At 63.0% G+C, this 19052-nt stretch carries 16 protein-coding genes; 4 read left to right on the top strand and 12 right to left on the bottom strand.

Translation table 11 applies throughout. From position 1 onward, the window contains the following. The 4 genes from GYH35_RS34925 to GYH35_RS15005 all read right to left on the bottom strand — a co-directional run. A partial coding sequence (locus GYH35_RS34925) for a hotdog fold thioesterase (RefSeq protein ID WP_235936787.1) occupies nucleotides 1-257 on the bottom strand: 257 nt, incomplete at its 3' end. 69 nt (nucleotides 258-326) lie between these two features. Further along, nucleotides 327-3536 carry an efflux RND transporter permease subunit gene (locus GYH35_RS15015; RefSeq protein WP_161828887.1) on the bottom strand — a complete coding sequence of 1070 codons (3210 nt, stop codon included), beginning with the start codon at nucleotides 3534-3536 and terminating at the stop codon, nucleotides 327-329. Between the two features lie 18 nt (nucleotides 3537-3554). Then, complete coding sequence (locus GYH35_RS15010) at nucleotides 3555-4871, bottom strand: efflux RND transporter periplasmic adaptor subunit (RefSeq protein WP_161828886.1); 1317 nt, start codon at nucleotides 4869-4871, stop codon at nucleotides 3555-3557. A gap of 186 nt (nucleotides 4872-5057) precedes the next feature. Then, nucleotides 5058-6506, bottom strand: coding sequence for an MATE family efflux transporter (locus GYH35_RS15005; RefSeq protein WP_161810726.1), 1449 nt, complete (start codon nucleotides 6504-6506; stop codon nucleotides 5058-5060). Between the two features lie 146 nt (nucleotides 6507-6652). Between GYH35_RS15005 and pbpG the strand changes: the two genes are divergently transcribed. After that, nucleotides 6653-7504, top strand: coding sequence for a D-alanyl-D-alanine endopeptidase (gene pbpG, locus GYH35_RS15000; RefSeq protein ID WP_161810725.1), 852 nt, complete (start codon nucleotides 6653-6655; stop codon nucleotides 7502-7504). A 271-nt stretch (nucleotides 7505-7775) separates the two neighbouring features. Further along, the gene (locus GYH35_RS14995) at nucleotides 7776-7931 is read left to right on the top strand and encodes a hypothetical protein (RefSeq protein ID WP_161810724.1); all 156 of its coding nucleotides are present in this window, start codon (nucleotides 7776-7778) and stop codon (nucleotides 7929-7931) included. 198 nt (nucleotides 7932-8129) lie between these two features. On the opposite strand, the gene GYH35_RS14990 is transcribed toward GYH35_RS14995, so the two are convergent. Beyond that, nucleotides 8130-8486, bottom strand: coding sequence for a DUF1428 domain-containing protein (locus GYH35_RS14990; protein WP_161810723.1), 357 nt, complete (start codon nucleotides 8484-8486; stop codon nucleotides 8130-8132). A gap of 109 nt (nucleotides 8487-8595) precedes the next feature. Here GYH35_RS14990 and GYH35_RS14985 point away from each other — a divergent pair, with 109 nt between their 5' ends. Continuing rightward, nucleotides 8596-9219 carry a glutathione S-transferase family protein gene (locus GYH35_RS14985; protein WP_161810722.1) on the top strand — a complete coding sequence of 208 codons (624 nt, stop codon included), beginning with the start codon at nucleotides 8596-8598 and terminating at the stop codon, nucleotides 9217-9219. Between the two features lie 4 nt (nucleotides 9220-9223). Here the strand turns inward: GYH35_RS14985 and GYH35_RS14980 are convergent, their stop codons facing one another. Further along, nucleotides 9224-11143 carry a CocE/NonD family hydrolase gene (locus GYH35_RS14980; RefSeq protein WP_161829139.1) on the bottom strand — a complete coding sequence of 640 codons (1920 nt, stop codon included), beginning with the start codon at nucleotides 11141-11143 and terminating at the stop codon, nucleotides 9224-9226. A gap of 170 nt (nucleotides 11144-11313) precedes the next feature. Between GYH35_RS14980 and GYH35_RS14975 the strand changes: the two genes are divergently transcribed. Next, nucleotides 11314-11679: a hypothetical protein gene (locus tag GYH35_RS14975; protein WP_161828885.1), complete on the top strand. Its 366-nt coding sequence runs from the start codon at nucleotides 11314-11316 to the stop codon at nucleotides 11677-11679. Between the two features lie 9 nt (nucleotides 11680-11688). Here GYH35_RS14975 and GYH35_RS14970 read toward each other — a convergent pair whose 3' ends face one another. The 6 genes from GYH35_RS14970 to GYH35_RS14945 form a co-directional block, all read right to left on the bottom strand. Then, a complete protein-coding gene (locus GYH35_RS14970; protein ID WP_161829138.1) occupies nucleotides 11689-12822 on the bottom strand; it encodes an aminotransferase class I/II-fold pyridoxal phosphate-dependent enzyme in 1134 nt (377 codons plus the stop codon). A gap of 43 nt (nucleotides 12823-12865) precedes the next feature. Further along, on the bottom strand, nucleotides 12866-13297 hold the full coding sequence (locus GYH35_RS14965; RefSeq protein WP_161828884.1) for a GNAT family N-acetyltransferase: 432 nt from the start codon (nucleotides 13295-13297) through the stop codon (nucleotides 12866-12868). Between the two features lie 3 nt (nucleotides 13298-13300). Next, on the bottom strand, nucleotides 13301-14113 hold the full coding sequence (locus GYH35_RS14960; RefSeq protein WP_161810719.1) for a hypothetical protein: 813 nt from the start codon (nucleotides 14111-14113) through the stop codon (nucleotides 13301-13303). Nucleotides 14114-14121: 8 nt separating this feature from the next. Continuing rightward, nucleotides 14122-15771 (bottom strand): hypothetical protein, encoded by a 1650-nt coding sequence (locus GYH35_RS14955; protein WP_161828883.1) that lies wholly within the window; start codon nucleotides 15769-15771, stop codon nucleotides 14122-14124. 70 nt (nucleotides 15772-15841) lie between these two features. Beyond that, nucleotides 15842-17515 (bottom strand): MFS transporter, encoded by a 1674-nt coding sequence (locus GYH35_RS14950; protein WP_161828882.1) that lies wholly within the window; start codon nucleotides 17513-17515, stop codon nucleotides 15842-15844. A 43-nt stretch (nucleotides 17516-17558) separates the two neighbouring features. Continuing rightward, nucleotides 17559-18884 carry a DcaP family trimeric outer membrane transporter gene (locus GYH35_RS14945; protein WP_161810716.1) on the bottom strand — a complete coding sequence of 442 codons (1326 nt, stop codon included), beginning with the start codon at nucleotides 18882-18884 and terminating at the stop codon, nucleotides 17559-17561. Nucleotides 18885-19052: the final 168 nt, after the last annotated feature.

Here is a 19052-nt window from a genome sequence, read left to right as displayed (position 1 = left end):
GATGCGGCAGCTGCGACAACGGTGCCGCCATGCGAATTGCAGGAGAACGCGAACGCACTGTCCGCCAAGGAGAAAATCAGGCCACCATGGCAGGCGGCGTGGCCATTCAGCATGTCCTCGCGCACCCGCATCGTGGCCTTCGCATAGCCCGGCCGGACTTCGACGACACGGATGCCCAAGCCCTGCGAAGCGCGATCGTTGGCGTACATCGCCGAAGCGGAACGCTCGGCAAGCGATTGAGCGGCATCAGAGGACACGCGCGACTCCGCGGCAAAAGGTGCGTCGTAAAATGACACACCATTTTGCGCAGCTCAACCTTTACGGTGTCAGGTCGGTCTAGGCGTTCCGCTCGGATCGGTGGAATCAACGAGCGCCGGCTGCTTCGGCTCGACGGCGTGCTCGCTGGCTTCGTGCGCATGGCTGCGACGCCAGTACGCTTTGACGCGCTCGGTGAAGCCGTAAATGTAGGTGTAGAGCACCGGCACGATCAGCAGTGTCAACAGCGTGGACGTGATCACGCCACCGATGACGGCACGGCCCATCGGCGCGAGCAGCTCGCCACCGGCGCCGACGCCGATGGCCATGGGCAACATGCCGAAGATCATCGCCAGCGTCGTCATCAAGATCGGACGCAAACGCACCTGGCCTGCTTCGAAGATGGCTTCGCGCAGCGGCACGCCGTTGCGAATGGCCTGATTGGTGAAGTCCACCAGCAGAATCGCGTTCTTGGTCACCAGGCCCATCAACATGATGAAGCCGATGATGGAAAAGATGTTGAGCGTCGTGCCCGTGAACAGCAGCGCCAGCAGCACGCCGATCAGCGACAGCGGCAGCGACGCCATGATCGCCACCGGTTGCAGGAAGCTGCCGAACTGCGATGCCAGCACCAGGTAGATGAAGATGACCGCGAGGCCGAGCGCGGCAGCCGCTGCAGCGGAAGTCTCATTCATTTCCTGCTGAGCGCCGCTCACGTCGAAGCGGTAGCCCGGCGGCAGCTGCATGGCCTTGACGATCTTTTCAGCATCGGTGCCCACGTCGCCCGACGGCCGGCCCTGCGCGTTACCGTAGATCGTGATGCGCCGTTGCAGGTTGAGCCGCTTGATCTGCTGCGGACTGGTCGTCTCGACGAAGTCCGCGATCTGACGGATCGGCACCAGCATCGGATTGCCGTTCGCGTCGGTGCGCGTGCTGCTCACATACAGATCGCCCAGGTCCGAAACGATTTCGCGGCGCTGCTTGGGCAACTGCACGATCACGTCGTAGTCCTGGCCGTCCGGTCCCAGCCAGGTGCTGATCTGATCGCCCGCGATCAACGGACGCAGCGCATTGCCGATGCTCGCGGTCGTCAGGCCGAGATCGCTGGCCAGCTCATTCTTGATGCGCACGGCAACGGTCGGATTGGCGCCGCGCTCGCTGCTCTCCAGGTCGGCGATGCCGGGAATCGTCGACAGCCGCTTCATCAGCTCTTGCGACAGCTCGGTCAACTTCTCATTCTCGGGACCGAGGATCGAGATCACCACGGGCTGGTTCTGACCCTGCACCGTCAGGCTCAAGCCGGCCATGTTCGAGAGTCGATTGCGGATCTGCTCTTCGATCTGCTTCTGCGGCGGACGATCGAACAGCGTCTTGTCCTTCAGCAAAATGCGCACGCGCGCATAGTTGCGGCCTTCGTCGGTGCCGACTGTCGTGAGGATGCTGTCGACGCCGTCGATCTCGCGAATGGCGTCCTCGGCGTCGCGAATCTTCGCGTCGGTGTATTCGAGGCTCGAGCCGATGGGCGTGTTCATGCGCATGAACATGATGCCCTCGTCCTGCTGCGGCACGAACTCGGTGCCGACCTTCGGCACCAGCAAGAAGCTGCCGAAGAACGAGAACGCAGCGATCAACAACAGCAACGAGCGCGGGCTGAGGCTCACGCGGCGCGTAATACCGTAACGTCGGCCGCTCAACGCCCAGCGCAGCAACCTGTCATAGACCCGATGCGCGTATTCGATGACCGATTCGACACGCTCCATCACCTTGCCCAGCCAGGGCACGCGGCGGAAACGGCCTTGGCTCGGATCCGGCCACACCGAGGACAGCATGGGATCGAGCGTGAAGCTCACGAACAACGACACCATCACCGCCACCGCGACGGTAATGCCGAACGGCAGGAAGAACTTGCCGATGACGCCGCTCATGAACGCGACCGGAATGAACACGGCGAGGATGGCGAAAGTCGTCGCCATGACGGCCAGGCCGATTTCGCTGGTGCCTTCGAGCGCGGCCGCGCGATGGCTCTTGCCCATATCGGCGTGACGGACGATGTTTTCGCGCACCACGATGGCGTCGTCGATCAGCAGACCGATGCACAGCGACAGCGCCATCAAGGTCATGAAGTTGAGCGTGAAGCCGAACGCATGCAGCGCCGTGAAACTCGCGATCACGGAAATCGGCAGCGTCAGGCCGGTGATCACCGTGGAGCGCCACGAGTGCAGGAACAGGAACACGATCAGGATCGTGAGCAGCGCGCCCTCGATGATGGTTTCCTTGACGCGGTCCAGCGAGCCTTCGATGAACTTGGCGTCGGACCACAGCGTGCGAATGACGATGTCCGGCGGCAGGCGCGAGGTGAGGTCGGCAACCGCTTCGTCGACGCCTTTGCCGACTTCGACCATGTTGGCCGCCTGGACCTTATAGACGTCCAACGACACGGAGCGCAGGCCGTTCATGCGCGAGATCGACTGCTCTTCGGCTTCGCCGTCGACGATGTCGGCAACCTGGTGCAGGTACACCGGCGCGCCACCCTGGTTCGCGACGATGATGCGCTCGAAGTCGCGCGGGTTCTTCATCTTGCCTTCGACGCGAACCAGCTGTTCCGTCGGGCCCCGGGAAATCATGCCGGCCGGCAGGTCCTGATTCGCGGCGCGCACCGCTTCGATCACCTGATCGACGCCGACGCGGAAGCTCTGCAACTGCTCGGGACGCAGGAAAATCTGCACCTGGCGCTCGATGGCGCCGCCGATGGAAACGTTGCCGACGCCATACGAGTTCTGCAGCCGCTTGACGATCTGCTGATCCGCGATCGTGGACACCTCACGCAGGCTGCGAGTCTTGGAATAGACGACCAGGCTGACGACAGGCTCGGTGGAGCTGTCATTGGTGGCCCGCGAAATGGTGGGCTCGCGCACCTCGCGTGGTAGCGACGAGCGGATCTGCGCCACCTTGTCGCGCACTTCCTGAGTTGCCGCGACGCTGTCGACTTCCATGCGGAAGTCGATCATCAGGAAGGCATTGCCTTCGCGCGCCGTGCCGTAGATGTTCTTGACGCCCTCGACGCTGTTGATGACGCTCTCGAGCGGCTTGATGACGTCGTTCTCGATCGCCTCGGGCGACGCGCCGGGATAGGCGACCGTGACATACGCCTGGGGGACGTTGATCTCGGGCATCTGCTCGACCGGCAGCAGACGGTACGAGTAGCCGCCGAGCACGACCAGGGCCAGCATGACCATGGTCGCGAACACGGGCTGATTGATGCTGGTCTTGGTGATCCACATGTGCGCCGACCAACCCGCTTAGTTACTGGCGATTTCAGTCTTGGCAGCAGCGGTCGTTTCGGTCTTGCGCACGCGGGCCACGGCGCCGGCCTTGTCATCGCCGATGTCGGCGACGATGACCCGGTCGCCGGCGCTCAGGCCGTCGCGAACTTCGACGAACGCTTCGCCTTCGCTGCGCGGCCCCACCTTCACGGGCGTGCGCACGATCTTCTCGTCGCGCAGGACGTAAACATATGAAACACCAGCCTCATCGCGCACCGCACGCTGCGATACCGCGAGCACCGGCTGCATCGAGTTCAACATCAGCGAGCCTTGCGCGAACATGCCGCCCTTGAGCGCGCTGTCCGAATTCGGCACGGCGATGTAGATCATGATGGCGCGCGAGTTGTCGGCCGTCACCGGATTGATCCGCTGCACTTCGCCTTCGAACGTACGGTCGCCGAAACCGCCGACGCGGAAGCGCACTTTCTGACCGACGCGCACCGACGGAATTTCGGCGGAGGGCACGGCCGCTTCCAGCACCATCTGCTTCAGATCGACCAGCGTGACGATCTCCGAATCGGGCGACACCTTCTCGCCCGGCTGCACCAGGCGCTTCGCGATCGTTCCGGAGAACGGCGCGCGAATCACGGCATCCTCGAGATTGATCTGCGCGACGCGGGCTTGCGCTTCGGCGAGCTTGAAGCTCGCGACGCTGCCGGCGTAAGCGCTCTCGGTCTGCTCGAAGGTGTTTTGCGAAATGAACTTCTGTTCGAGCAGCTGACGATTCTTGTCGCGATTGAGGCGCGCGAGATCGAGATCGGCGCGCGCCTTCTCCACCGCCGCCGCTTCGCGATCGTATTGAGCCTGCAGGTTGCGAGTGTCGACGCGTGCAATCACATCGCCTTCGCGAACGTCCTGGCCTTCGCGCAGCTTCAACTGCTCGACTTCACCGCCGACCTTGGATTTCAGCGTGGCTTGCACGAACGGCGCGATGCTGCCGGACAACGGCAGGGCGCGAGAGATGACCCGCGATTCGACAGTCGAAATATCCACCGCCGCAAGCTCGACCGGAGCCGCAGCGGCTGCCGGAGCCGCCACTGCCGGCGTCGACGGATTGCGCGTCAGAGCCCATGTGCCGAGCCCGAGAGCAGCGATCACCGCAACCGCGATCAACGCCTTCATCGGATCGATCCGGGTGAACGAGCCGCCGCCCTGATGTTCATCCGCCGCACCCTCCGTCACAGCAGGCGCCGCTTCATGGATCTGGCGAGATTCCGCCGGACGCGTCGGGAACGGGGTAACGGCCGCCCCGGCTTCGTAGCGCATCGACGACTGATTGGCACTGCTGTTCATTGCTGGTTCCACGACCGGGGTCCCCGGGATTCCTTGGGAGGCACGAAGTCAGGCTTAGAACCCCGATCCTCGCCCTAAGTTGCACCCCTAAGCCTGGCGGGCCAGCGGCGCGGTTCCTGATTGGACGGGGCGAAATCGCAAAAGGTTACAGCGGGCGCGAAATTCTTTCTGCGACCGGAGTCCCCATCACACCTGCTGCTGTTTCCAGCGTCCCCGCCTGAACAGCACCAGGCTCCACAGCGCCAGCACCGAGAAGGCGATGGGCACCGCAATGAATACACCGAGCGGCCCCATGGCGAAGAAATCCGCCAGCAGCCACGCCAGTGGAATCTGTCCAAGCCAGAAACAAAAGAAATTCAGGCGCGTCGGCGTCCAGGTGTCGCCGGCGCCATTGAACGCGGCCTCCAGGCACATGCCGGCTGCATACAATGGGAACGCCAGGCTGACGATCCACAGGGCGCGGATGCCATGCTCGAGCACCGGCGGATCGTCGGTAAACAACCGAACCAGCGGGCCGGATCCGAGCACGAACAGCAGGCCGACGACGCCCAGAAAAATCACATTGAAGCGGGTCGCGATCCAGATCGCCTGCTCGGCGCGATCCGGTTTGCCAGCGCCGAGGTTCTGGCCCACCAGCGTCGCTCCGGCATTCGCCAGGCCCCAGGCCGGCATGAGCGCGAACATCACGATGCGCATGGCGATCGTATAGCCCGCCAGTGCCGCACTACCGAAGGCCGCGAGGATCTTGAACAGACCGACCCAGCTGGTGGTGCCGATCAACAACTGCGCGATGCCCGTGCTCGCGGTGTTCATGATGGCCCGCAGGTCGAGCCACACCGGCTTCAAATGCCGCATACGGACCTGCACGCGGCTGTGGAACCCCGCCAGGTGCCACAACTGATAGAGCACGCCGACGCCGCGGCCGATGTTGGTCGCCACCGCCGCGCCCGTGACACCCAGCTCGGGAAACGGTCCCCAACCGAAAATGAAAAAAGGACCGAGCACAATATTCAGAGCATTCGCCAGCCACAGCGTGCGCATGGCCAGCACCGCATCGCCGGCGCCGCGGAAGATGGCGTTGATCAGGAAGATCATGAACACGGTCACATTGCAGCCGAGCATGACGCGGGCAAAGTCGGTGCCCAACGCCACGACGCTGTCGCTGGCGCCCATGAGGCGGAGAATGTCGGACGCGAAATAGCTCAGCACCAGGCCGATGGCCGCCGAGACCGTGACGCCGAGCAGGACGATCTGGCCCGCGGCCTGCGCAGCGCGCTCCGGATCTTTCTCGCCGATGCGCCTGGAGACGATCGCGGTGGCGGCAATGGATATGCCGATCGCGACTGCATAGATCAGCGTCATGATCGACTCGGTGAGACCCACGACGGCGATGGCATCCGAGCCGAGCCGCGATACCCAGAAAACGTCGACGACGGCAAACAGCGACTCCATGATCATTTCCAGGACCATGGGCACGGCCAGCAGCAGCACGGCACGATTCAACGGCACCGCCGTGTAATCGAGGTGCTGGCCTTTCAACGACAGGCGCACGACCTGCCAGAAAGAAAGGTTGGGCTCCGCGGCGGAGGCGTCGGCCGCGGGCCCGAGTTCCTGCTCGGGGGTGGATGTAGACATGGGGGGCGCGATTGTACCGGTCCTGTTGCCGTTTGCCGCGCGCGACCACCGGCTTAAGCAGGGAAAAACTCACATTCGCAAGCGCTGCAAATGGGTTACCTTTGTGCTTATCGAATCAACATGAACTAAAGGCACGATCTAGAGCGATGCGAAGCACTTTCCGCCCCTGGCTGTTCGCCGCTACCACCCTTCTGTTCGCCCCGCTCTCCTGGTCCCAGCCGGTCCCCTCCGGCAAGCTGCAGATCAAATCCGCGTCCGTGCTGATCATGGACGAGGGTGACGAGACGGTGCTGTATTCCAAGCAGGCGCAGAAGGTGATGCCGATTGCATCGATCACCAAGCTGATGACCGCCCTGGTGGTGCTCGAAGGCGAGCAGCCGCTGGACGAAACGGTGACCATTCTGCAGGTCGACCGGGACAAGACCAAGGGCAACGCCTCCCGCCTGGCGGTGGGCACCAAGCTCACCCGCGGCGAGCTGCTTCATCTGGCCTTGATGTCATCCGAGAACCGCGCCGCCCAGGCGGTGTGCCGCGCTTACACCGGCGGCCTCCCCGCCTGCTTGAAGGCCATGAATGCCAAGGCGCGCAAGCTCGGGATGAAGAGCTCCCGCTTCGCGGATCCCACCGGCCTGTCGAGCAACAACGTCGCGACCGCCTCGGACCTGGTCAAGCTGGTCGTCGCGGCATCCCATGAGCCGTTGATCCAGGAGTACTCGACCAGCGAAAAGCTGACCGTGAAGGTGGGGCGTCAATTGCTCCAATTCCGCAATACCAACTCGCTCACTGCCAAGGACGACTGGGACATTTCCATCCAGAAGACCGGCTTCACCCAGGACGCGGGTCAGTGCCTGGTCATGCGGACCAACATTCAGGATCGTCCCACGGTGATCGTGTTGCTCAACTCGTTCGGCAAGCTCACCCGGGTCGCCGACGCCCGTCGCGTCCGCAAGTGGATCGAGGGCGGCGTCGGCACGCAGATGGCTCGCGCCGGCAAATAGCAATAATAAGTAAGGCCTTTACTGAATCCGCGGTGTAAGGCCCGGATCCGTTCTCAACTGTACTGGTACTCGCTCCCCTCGCGTCCGAATAAGGGCGCGAGGCGCATCGCTTCTCCCCTGTTTCACCGCTTTCACCGGTAACCAGTTGTGGTTCGCCGGCAGGTCGCATTTTTCGCATCTGCCGTTGCAACCCTTTGGGAAGAGCTCGCGTCAGAAGCTACGAACACCGCAATAACGCGGGTTTAGAAACAAACCAACCAGGAGAACTCTCATGTACGCCGTCACTAAAACCACTCAGACCACCCAGCGCGCCGTTTGCATGCTGCTGTCGGCCGCCATCGTCACCGTGTCGCTCACGTTCGGCGCCTTCGGTGTCCAGTCGATGGAACACGTCGGTTACAGCGTGACTGTGACTCAGCTGCAGTAATGGGAGCGCTGGCCATGCGCTCCAAAGGTTCGACTCCGCGGCATGTCCGTCTCATCGGCGGCAGCCGCGGAGCCAGCCGGAACCCGGTTTGTATGATTCGTCCGTCTATCGCCTGAATCCCGCCACTTGCAGGATCGGGCCGATAGCTGCCCGAAATCTTGCACACCGCCGCTCCGGCTTCGACCGGTAGCCGCCAAATCAAACGTCGACCAACACCGTGAAGCCGCCGTAGCTCATGCGCTTCATATCGAATGGCATCTTCTCGGAGTCCATGTTCAGGCGAGGGTCTTTCATCACCTTCGCATTGACCTTGTCGCGATGGGCGCGCGACTTGTAGAGGATCCAGGAGAACACGACGACCTCGTTCGCCTTTGGCTTGCAGAGCTTCGGGAACGGCGTACCGAATTTCACTTTCAGGTCGTCGCCGACACACTCGCAATATTCCAGCGCGCCGTATTCTTTCCAGATCTTGCCGGCCTTCTTCGACATGGCCTCGTAGGCCTTCAGATTTTTCTTCGGGACAACGATGACGAATCCATCGGCGTAGCGGGGCATGCGACTCTCCTGTTGTTGTCAGCCGTGGAAAGTGAGTCAACGAAACTCCGTCGTCAACAGGCACGTTAAACTGCGCGAGCAGCGAGACCAACGTCACAAGGGGGCAGCCATGGCCGACATTACTTTCTTTCACAACCCGCAGAGCCGCGGCCGCATCGCGCATTGGATGCTCGAGGAAGTGGGCGTTCCGTACAAAACGCAACTGCTGCGATTCGATCGGGGCGAGCACAAGACGCCGGAATATCTGGCCGTGAATCCGATGGGCAAAATTCCGGCCATCAAACACGGCGACACCGTAGTAACCGAGGCCGGCGCGATCTGCGCCTATCTCGCCGACGCATTTCCTGCCGCGAACCTCGCGCCGCCGACAAATTCACCCGAGCGCGGCACTTACTATCGTTGGCTGTTTTTCGGCGCCGGCTGCGTCGAGCCGGCGATCGTCGATCACATGTTCAAGCGGCCGCCGGTGGACCGCCCGGGCGCGCTGGGCTATGGCAGCTACGCCGACACGCTGAATGCACTGGAGAAAGCCGTTTCCGCGGGACGGTTCATTCTCGGCGATCGCTTCAGCGCCGCCGATGTCTACGTCGGCTCCGAAATCGGCTGGGGTTTGATGGCGAAGGCTCTCGAGCCTCGCAAGGCGTTCCAGGATTACCTGGCACGCTGCACCGAGCGGCCGGCGTTCAAACGCGCGGCCGCTCAAGATGAGAAATATATAAAGGAGCTCGCGTAACGTCTCAACGCGCCCTCAGCACGGGCAAATCGATCTGACTCGACTTGCCCGGCGCCCGCCAGATGCGCTGCGTCGCTTTCACGTAGTTCTCCGGCTTCGCGAACATGATGTTCGGCACGAAGGTCTGCGGATTGCGGTCGTACAGCGGGAACCAGCTCGACTGGATCTGCACCATGATGCGATGACCGGGCTGGAATGTGTGATTCACCTGGGGCAGCGGAATCTCGTAGTGCAGCGCTTCGTTCGCCGTCAGCGGTTGTGGGTTCGAAGCACTCGCGCGATAGCGGCCGCGGAAAATATCGGCCGACAACATTTGCTGATAGCCACCCATGCTCGGCTTGGAAGGCACTTCATCGGGCCACACGTCGATGATCTTGACGACCCAGTCCGAATCGGTGCCGCTGGTGGAAGCAAACAAACGCGCGATCGGCTGACCGGCGACACGCATCGGCTCGGTCAACGGCTCGGTTTGATACACGAGCACGTCGGTGCGCGTGCCCGCATGCCGCTGATCGTCGACCAACCATTCGCCCCAGCCCGAGTCCGGCGCGCTCATCGGCAGGTTCGGTCGCGGCCGATACGGCACAGGCTTGGCCGGATCGGAAACATACTCGTCGTAGCCGCCGGCCGGCGCTTCGAATCCCAGGCGTCCACCCGACAGTAGATACATCGAGCGCGACTTCTCCACGCATGCAACGGCGCAAGAGCGCGGCCAGTGATCGTACTGACGCCATTCGTCGGCGCCCGTCTCGTACACCAGCACCCGCGGCGTCGACGGCTTCGGTGCGTCTTTCAGATAATGATCGAGGAACGGCTGCATCACCTTGCTGCGAAACCAGCCGGCGGTGTCGCCGTTGAATTCGAGCGCACCGAGCGCGCGGCCTTCGCGACGGCCCTGGCCGTGATTCCACGGGCCCATCACGAGATGCACGAGCTGGCCGGTCGGATCTTTCGGCGCGAGCGCCTTGTAGAGCGCCGGACTGCCGTAAATGTCTTCCTGATCGAACAGGCCGCCGACGATCATCATCGGCACTTTGATCGGCAGCTGCGCCAGCAGCCTGTCGACCGCCTGCTCCTGCCACCATGCGTCGTAGCTCGGATGTTCGGAGATCGCACGCCAGTATCCGAGCTGGTCCAACCCGCGCGATTTCGCGAGCGCACCGGCCGAACCGGCGCGCAGGAAGGTGTCGTAGATGTCGTACTCGCCCCACCAGAATTTGAACGCACCGCTGCGCGTGGACTGCTGGCCGTAGATGAATTCGAGCGCCGCGCCCTGACGGAACGCACCGTTGTGGAACCAGTCATCACCCATCCAACCGTCGATCATGGGCGCGAACGGCACCACGACCTTCAACGCCGGATGCGGATTTACCGTCGCCATCAACGTGGTGTAGCCCTCGTACGAACCGCCCATCGCGCCGACGCGGCCGTTGCTCTCGGGGACGTTCTTCACCAGCCAGTCGATGGTGTCGAAGGTGTCGGTGGCGTGATCGACTCTGGTGGGATTCACCGGTCCGCGCAGCGGACGCGTCATCACATAATCGCCTTCGGAGCCGAATTTTCCGCGCACGTCCTGGTAGACGACGATGTAACCCGCTTCGACAGTCGTGTCATTCATCTGCGGCACGGCTGCGAGCAGTCGCGGACTGTTGAAGCGCGTGACCCGCCCGCCCGCGTTATACGGCGTGCGCGTCATGATGATGGGCGCCTTGGCGTCCTTGGTGACGCGCTTGGGAATCAGGATGAAGGTCTTGAGCTTCACGCCATCGCGCATCGGGATCATGACTTCCCGCTTGGTGTAGTCGAAGCCTTCGAGGCTGGGCGTGAACTTCTCCGGCGTCTCGCTCGGCAGCGTCTTGACCAATTGCGACGCGCCCGCCGGCCAGCCGAGGCTCAATGCGAGCACGCACGCCAGGCTACGGATGATTTGCTGGGGCACCTTGTCTCTCCCTATGCACGGAAACGATGCAGCGCGTGAGCTTAGTGGCTGGTGTCATACGCGGGCAATGCATGATTGCGATCGCATGTCGAGGTGGATGCAAATCGCGACACTCGCTATGATCGGAAACGTCTCCCCCCGTACGCCTAGCCCGGATGCCGCAAATCGAACTACCGCGCGCGCTCGAGGATTACTTTGCGTTCGCTGAAACCGAGCCGACTCGCAACGGCCGTCGGTTCTCGATCACGTTGCCGTACATGGATGGCGAACGGCTGGATCGTCTGCAATGGTGGTATCACGTCTCGCCGGCGCAGGAGCAGATGTACGAAGGCACGGGGCTGGTCTTCCATCGCACCCGCGCCATCGAGCGGTTCTGCCGGCACATCGAGCGCTGGCTGGAGATCACCGCTCAACGATTTCACGGCGAAGAGCCCATCCCGCGCCTGGGGCAACAAGCATCCAGCGTCGCGACGCCGGCGTCAGTGGAGCTCACGCCCGTCGATAAAGTCGTGAACGCCTGAGCCTGCAGCTCAAGCCGAATACACCTTCAAGAACGCCTGGCGGAAGCGCTGCATGTCGGCAGCACTGCCGATGGTCACGCGAAGCATGGTGTTGAGCGGCGGAAACGGACGGCCCACCGCCACGCCCTCGCGAAACATCGCGCTGCTGAACTCGCGCACGTCGCGCTTCACGTCGATCATGACGAAGTTGGCTTGCGACGGGATGTAACGCACTTTGTTCTGCTCCAGCCATTGGCACAGCTCGGTGCGAATCCGTGCATTGTTCTTGCGGCGTTCCGGCACCAGCGTGGATTTTTCCTGCAAGGCCGCCATGGCCGCACGCACGCCGAGATAAGGAATCACGTTGTCCATGAAGGGATTCATGGCCGAGATCAGATCCGGACGCGCGCAACCGAAGCCGGCGCGCACCCCCGCCATCCCGTAGATCTTGGAGAAGGTGCGCGTGACGACGACGCTCTTGTCCTCGCGCACGTACTTGATCGCGCTCTCGACCTTGGCGGGATCGGCGAATTCCAGATAAGCCTCGTCGACCAACAGCACCGTGTCCGGCGGCAGGTTGCCCACCAGCCAGCGCACGTCCTCCACTGACGTGATCGAGCCGGTCGGGTTGTTGGGGTTGCACAGATAGATCATCCCGCCGCCCGCCTTCTTCGCCTCCTCCGCCAGGAGCTTCACCGGGTAGGACCACTGCGGCGCCGTCAATGGAATCTCGACGACCGCTTTGCCCATCGCGCGAGCCAGCTGCACGATGATGTCGTAGGTGGGCGAAGCGGTGATCATGGGCTTCGACTCGCTGGTGAATGCGCCGATCGCCGAGGCGATGACCTCGCTCGAGCCGACGCCGAACAGCACCTGGGCCGGCGAAATCTGTTCGCTCGCGGCGATCAGGCGCGCGAACTCGCCGAATTCATCGAAGTGATAGCGCCAGGCGTGAGGTGCGTTCTGCACCATGGCCTCGATGGCCGAGGCCGGCGGACCGGCGGAATTCTCGTTGGCGTCCAGCCAGACTTTGGAGGGCGCCTTGGCCGGAGGCTTCACCCGCACGTCGGCCTGCGCGGGGCCGGCGATCAGCGTCTCGCCGAAGTAGACGCCGGCGGCGCCCGCCACTCCCAACTGCCGCATGAAGGAACGACGCGTGACCATAGCGACAACTCCCCGAGTAACGCACGGCCTGCCAGATCAAAGATCACTCGTCGGCAACCAACCCCGTATCGATCGCGCGCTGCTGGTCGTCGAACTTCGCCATCGCGGTCAGCATCCGGCGGAAGCCGAGCTTGCGGTAGAACCCTTCCTTGCCAGGATTCGCGTACAGAATGATCTTGCGATGGCCGGCCGACAGCTCGGTCAGCTTGGCGACCAGCGCCTTGCCGAGCCCGCGGCCCTGATACTGCGGATGAACGACGATGTCGCACAAGTAGGAACAATCGCGGCCATCGGCCAGCGCGCGGCCGGCGCCGATCAGCCTGCCATTCTCGAGCACGAAACATTTGAAGCGGCTGTTGCCGAACACCAGCCGCAGATGCTCGGCGCTCTTATCCCCCAATGGCGCGATCCGATACAGGGTCGACAGCTCCTGCCAGTCGATCGAGTCCTGCTCGAACAGCCATTGTTCGCTCATAACTTACCGGTACTGCCGATCGCGCGTCTTCAGCTCGACCTTGGTGCCGAAGTGGAACACCACGCTGAAATTGATGGTGCCGATCTCCTGATCGCGATCGATCACCGAGTAGCCCAGCGCGACGCCGAGCGAGTTGCCCATGAACTCGGGCTGATGCTCGATCTCGATGCCATAGGTGTCCTGGTCGTACAGATCGCCGCCGGACAGCGTGACCTTGAGGCTGTCGAGCGGATACCAGCTGGCGCTGAAAATATCCGACTCGAGCTTCTCGCCATCTTCCGGCTCGGTGGAGGTATGCACCGCGCCGAACGTGAAGTCCCACAGATAGGCTTCGGCGCCGACCTTGTAGTAGTCGATGCCCATGGTGTCGTCGCCGGTGGAAACGAACACCGACTCGTCGCCGCAATCGGACTTCACATTGCCCTTGCCGTACGACGCCGAGATCCGGCCGAGCGTCGGCTTGCGGGCAAACACGCTCAACGACGCATCGGAATTGTTGAATCGACAGGTCTGACGCGAGGACGTCTGGGAAGCGACGTCGAACAACACGTCGCTGGTGCGCGCGGTGGTCCGCGAGTAGCTGCCTGCCAGGGATGCGCCGAACAGATTGCCGATCGGCATGTTGGCGCTGCCGCCGAGACCGAAGGTGCCGTTCGAAGTACTGTCCTTGGTGTCGCTGTCGCTCGCGATCAAGCCGAGCGAATAGTTGGTCGCCTGCACCGCGCGTTGCGCAGGTTCCGCCGCCGCAGCGATGTGACTTGCGAGCTGCAGGGCCGCCAGCAGAGAAGCACTGAGATAAAGTTTTTGTGAGTTCATGAAGGTGCTCACAGGGCCGGCGTGGGCTGCACGAGGATGCGCGCGGCACCAGCAACGAACAAGGTGCCGTTATCGGGCGTGATGATCATCCGGACACCCGCGCCTGGATCGGCCGCGAGCGGCGTGGCCGCACCCAGCGCGGCGTAGGCTGCTTCATCGCGATCGACACTGGTGTCATAGACGAGGATACCGGCGGCCGCGGTGTCATACGCGTACGCACGCGTGCCATCGGATTTGAAAACAACCGCGGCCGTGGTGTCCGGCAGCGTGCCGAGCAATGCGAAACTGCCGTCGTAAACCTTCGTGCCGTTCAGCACGACGCGGGTGATCGAGCGATTCACCGCCGGCGCCACCGCGTTTTGTCGCAACGACACCGCACTCGCGCTCAGCGCGTTTCCCGCGGCCGCGTAGACATAAACCGGCACATCGCTGGTCAACGTGGCATCGCCCTGGCTCACGACGGCGGCGGCGCCGCTCGAGGACATGGTGGGCGTCGCATTGTTGAGCCCGGTGCCGTTCAGCCCGATGACGCCGGTGGGCGGATCGTAGATATAGCCCTGCGTCGAGCCGCTGGTGGTGAGACTGGTTGTGATCAGCGCACGATTGTCGTAGCCCACAACGATGTTCTTCAGGAACGAATTGGTCGCCAACGAGGGCGCCGCGACACTGTTGCCCCATGTCAGCGCCACCGCGTCGAGTGCCGCGAGATTGGTTTGACTGATAGCAAACAACTGAGTGCCGTCGGCAGACAGCGCGGCATCGAGGAAGCTGCTCGCCGCTTGAGTTGGCGCGCTCCAGGCGCCGTTCGCATACTGATAACGAGCGATGGAGCCACCCGCAGCGTCGCTCACGGTGATCAACGCCTGCCGTTCGAAGTCATAGACCAGCGAGCGCACGGCGGTGGTCGACGGCAGATGATCCAGTGTCGTCGCGGCGTATGCGACCGGGTCGACCACTTTCAGCGTAACGTTCGAGGGAATCTCGCCGGTGTGGTTGGTCGAATCGAGATGAATGACGTACGAGCCCGCGGCCAGTGCCGGATGCGTGGCGCTCAGCTCGGTGCCGGCAGTGTTCACGGTGAAGGTGGTTGCAGCCGTATCGCCGAACCTCACGCCGCTGATATTGAACGCCCGCAAACCCTGGCCGCGAACGATGACCGTGTCGCTGACTCCCGCAGTCTCCACATAGGGCGCGACGCTCAGCAGCACCGGCGATACCTGATAGCTGACGGGAAGCGTGGCCGTGCTGCCCGCGGCCATCCGGCTGCAGGTCGAGTCGGCGCACGTGTAGCCCGTCACCGCCACCGCACCGACGAACGCGCCCGGGCCGACGGAAGTCGGGCTTGCCGGCACGACGGTGATCTGCGCGGAGCGGCCGTTCAGGACCGAACTGGTCGAGGCGATGGCATCGCCGCTGTGGATCACGGACAACTGCACGACGTCATCGCCGAAAGTCGCCGTAAAGGTCTGCGCGGCAGGCACGTCGGCACTCGGGCCGGCCGCGCTGAAGGTAATCGCATCAGTGGAGATTTGGACCGGGGCGGCGTCATCGCCCCCACCGCCGCCGCCACAGCCGGCCAGCAATCCGAACAACAACCAGCCTGCTACGCGGCGGGCACCGGGTAGATAGTGCACTTTCTCTCCCAAAAACAGGCGCATCGCGCGCTCTCGAGGAACGCGCGATGCTACCCGATCAAACTGAATACGGGATGTATGTGCAGCTATTGTCTCACAAGCCCCGATCCTTGGTCTCCCTCAGGAACAGCGTGCCGATAATCGCCGTCATCACCGCCACCACGATGGGGTACCACAGGCCGTTATAGATGTTGCCGGTGGCCGCCACGATGGCGAACGAGGTGACCGGCAGGAAGCCGCCGAACCAGCCATTGCCGATGTGATAAGGCAGCGACATGGAGGTGTAGCGGATGCGGGTCGGGAACAGCTCCACCAGCCAGGCCGCGATCGGCCCGTACACCATGGTCACCAGGATGACCAGGTACGTGCATAGCGCGATCACCATCGGGTAATTCACTTCGGCCATGTTGGCCTTGGCCGGATAGCCCGCCTGCGTCAGCGCACCCTTCAGCTGCGCACTGAAGCTGTCGTTGGCGGTCTTGAATTCAGCTTTGCCCAGCGTGTTGCCGGGGAAGGAGTCGAGCAGCACCGCCCCGTCGCCATTGCCGATGCGCACGCGGGCCACCGATCCGGCGGGCGCCGCCTCGTTGTCGTACGGCACGCCCGCCTTCGCGAGCGACGACTTGACCACGTCGCACGACTGTGTGAACGCCTTCTTGCCGACCGGATCGAACTGGAACGAACAATCCGCGGGGTCGGCGATCACCGTCACCGGAGCAGTCGCAACCGCACGCTCCAGCGCCGGGTTGGCGAAGTGCGTCAGCCCCTTGAACACCGGGAAATAAGTGACGGCCGCGAGGACACAACCCGCCATGATGATGGACTTGCGACCGATGCGATCCGACAACGCGCCGAACACCACGAAGAACGGCGTGCCGATCACCAAGGCGGCAGCGATGATGAGATTCGCGGCCTTGGCATCGACCTGCAGGATCTTCTCCAGGAAGAACAGCGCGTAGAACTGGCCGCCGTACCAGACCACCGCCTGGCCCGCCGTTGCGCCGAACAGCGCCAGCAGCACGATCTTCAGGTTCTTCCAATTGCCGAACGCTTCGGTGAGCGGCGCGGTCGACAGCTTGCCCTCGTTCTTGATCTCCAGGAACGCCGGCGACTCCTGCAGCTGCAGCCGGATGTACACCGAGATGCCGAGCAGCACGATCGAGATCAGGAACGGAATGCGCCAGCCCCACACCTCGAACTGATCGCCGAGCGTGACGCGACAGATCAGAATGACCAGCAGCGATAGAAACAAACCCAGGGTCGCCGTGGTTTGGATCCAGCTCGTGTACAAGCCGCGCTTGCCGTCGGGCGCATGCTCGGCGACGTACGTGGCCGCACCGCCATACTCGCCACCGAGCGCGAGGCCTTGTAACAAGCGCAAGCCGATCAGAACGATCGGCGCCGCGACCCCGATGGCCGCATAACTGGGCAACATGCCGACGATGGCGGTCGACGCGCCCATGATCACGATGGTGATGAGAAAGGTGTGCTTGCGACCGATCAGGTCGCCGAGCCGGCCGAACACCAGCGCGCCGAACGGCCGCACGAAGAAGCCCGCGGCGAACGCCAGCAGCGCGAAAATGAAACCGGTGGTTTCATTGACGCCGGAGAAGAACTGCTTGGAAATGATGGCCGACAACGAGCCATACAGATAGAAGTCGTACCATTCGAACACGGTGCCGAGCGAGGACGCAAAAATCACGCGCCGGTGCGATCCGTCGATGCCTCCCGCAGTTGAGTGCGACAGCGTCTGTGGTGTGGTGGCCATGATTCTCCCCTGCCCGAACTTAGCGTTTCAGAATGAATACTTTCTAGAATGAATAGCGGGCGACTGCGTGCAGGCGGCGCATCGAACCGCTCGCCCCGCTCTCGATCTCCCGCTCGGCGATGCGCAGCTCGACACCGAGATCGAGCTTCGCCAGCGGCGAATAAAAAGTATTGAAGGCCCAGGACCAGCTCGACTTGTTGGCGTTGCCGCCGGTCAGCCGCGCATCGTTGTCGTAATCCGACGCCGACAACATCAAGGTGCTGCGCAGCCGATCGTTCCAGACCTGGCGCCAGGCGGCGAATGCCGCCCAGCCCGAGATCGTTTCCAATTCTCCCGCCGCCGTCAACACGGCATCGTTTGCAAAATTGACGCCGACGTAGCGGCCGAGCCCGTCGCCGCCGGTGATGGCAAAGCGCAGATCGTGCTTGCCGAAGTTGATCTTGCCGGCCAGCGACAAGGCCGCGCCCTGGGTCGAGTCGTTCACGGCGCCGACGCCGGTCGTTTCATATTTCAACTGACGCACCAGCGCCGCCGCACGCAGCGTTCCATGGCCGAGCTTCCAAGTGTAGGCCGCCGTGAGATCGGGAATATTGTTGTCATCCGAAGCGATGCGCGTGCCGCCGCCGAACGGAGTAATGGTGGTCTCGGGATTCTCCGCCGAGAACGACCAGTTGCCGAGCGTGTATCGAACCATCGGCTCGCGCACGAAGACCGTGCCGTCGGTCGGGCCGATGAAGTCCGCCGTCTCCGGCAACGTGGTCGCATCCATGAAGTTGCTCCACGTCTGGCCCACCAGCCACCGGCCGTATTGAATGTATGCGTGCCGGACCTGCACGCCGTAGGTGTTCGTGGCCCGCTCATCGCCGAGCGCCGAGCCGTACAGGTCCACTTCCAGTCGCGACGACAACAGTCCGCCGCCGGCCAGGTCCGTGTCGGTGCCGAAGATGAAACGCGACTGTTTGATGTGAGAATCGAAATCCACACCCTCGCCCAGGCCGCCGACCGGGATGGTCGATGGTAGATAGAAATCGCGGCCGATGCTGCCGTCGGCAATCTCGCCATCCTCATAGTCGGACCACAGAGCATCGAGCTTGACGAAGCCGCTGTAGAGAAAGCGGGTCCCGGCAATGGCATTCGGCGTGATGGGCTTGGCCTGGACAGTGGGCGTGTCGACCGTGGCCGTCGTCGCGGGTGCCCCCGACGTCTTTTGAGTTAGCTCGCGCAGTTGTCGCTCCAGTTCTTCGACTCGCGCTTCCAGCTTGCGCTGCTGTTCGTCCGCCCCGGCCTCCGCGGCCCATGTTGCCAGCGGCGAGCCTGCCATGCCCATGGCCATGGCCGACACGATCACAACCTTCCTTAGCTTGATCATGGTCCGTCCCCTGATGACGAGTCGGCGCGAGCATGCGCGCACGGCTCGAGGACCGGCCATTCATCTTTGGTCGAAGCACGGGCCGGCGCCATTCGACGAAAGTCGAATAGCCCCGCAGCGCTCGGCGGATGCCTGATCCATGCTCGCCAGGCAAATGGAGTTGCCGCC

The organism is Steroidobacter agaridevorans, from assembly GCF_009932555.1.
In the GTDB taxonomy this organism is placed as follows: Bacteria; Pseudomonadota; Gammaproteobacteria; order Steroidobacterales; family Steroidobacteraceae; genus Steroidobacter; species Steroidobacter agaridevorans.
This window is presented reverse-complemented; position numbering and strand designations above follow the sequence as displayed.